We start from the raw sequence: 682 nt of genomic DNA, 5'->3' as shown, positions 1-682 counted from the left end.
CTCCCGCACCGTGGTCCGCGAGGTCGTCCGTGTCCTGGAGTCGATGCAACTCGTCGAGTCGCGTCGCAGGGTCGGCGTCACCGTCCGCCCGGCGGACCAGTGGAACGTCTACGACCCGCGCGTCATCCGCTGGCGGCTCGCCGGCACCGACCGACCCCGCCAACTGCGCTCCCTCACCGTGCTCCGCTCGGCCGTCGAACCGGTCGCCGCCGGACTGGCGGGGGCGCTGGCCACCCCGGAACAGTGCGCCCGGCTCACCGAGGCCGCCCTGGGCATGGTCCGCACCTCGCGCGGTCACCAGTTGGAGGGATATCTGCGGCACGACATCGCCTTCCACCGGATCGTCCTCAACGCCTCCGGCAACGAGATGTTCGCCCGGCTGGGTGACGTCGTCGCCGAGGTGCTGACCGGCCGCACCGAGCACGCGGTGATGTTCCACGACCCCGACCCGGCCGCGGTCACCCTGCACGTGCGGGTCGCGGAGGCGGTACGGGAGGGGGACGCGGCCCGTGCCGAGGCCCTGACCCGGCAGATCGCGGTGGGTGCCCTGGACGAGCTCGACGTACTCGCCCCCTGACCGGCCCCTTCCGCCGCGCCGCGCCGCGCTCCGCGAGTCCGGCCGTTTTTCCCCGACGGGCCCGAGAAGCACGCACCGTGCGCTACACTGGGCGCGTGTGGGGAC

The 682-nt window shown here is 73.8% G+C and carries 1 protein-coding gene; it reads left to right on the top strand.

Features of this window, described 5'->3' with window-relative positions:
- Nucleotides 1-577, top strand: a 577-nt coding sequence (locus tag ADK55_RS18135; RefSeq protein WP_053680035.1) for a FadR/GntR family transcriptional regulator, incomplete at its 5' end; no start/stop codon positions are given.
- Between the last annotated feature and the right edge of the window lie 105 nt (nucleotides 578-682).

Origin of the sequence: Streptomyces sp. WM4235, from assembly GCF_001279725.1 — a bacterium.
Taxonomy (GTDB): Bacteria; Actinomycetota; Actinomycetes; order Streptomycetales; family Streptomycetaceae; genus Streptomyces.
This window is presented reverse-complemented; position numbering and strand designations above follow the sequence as displayed.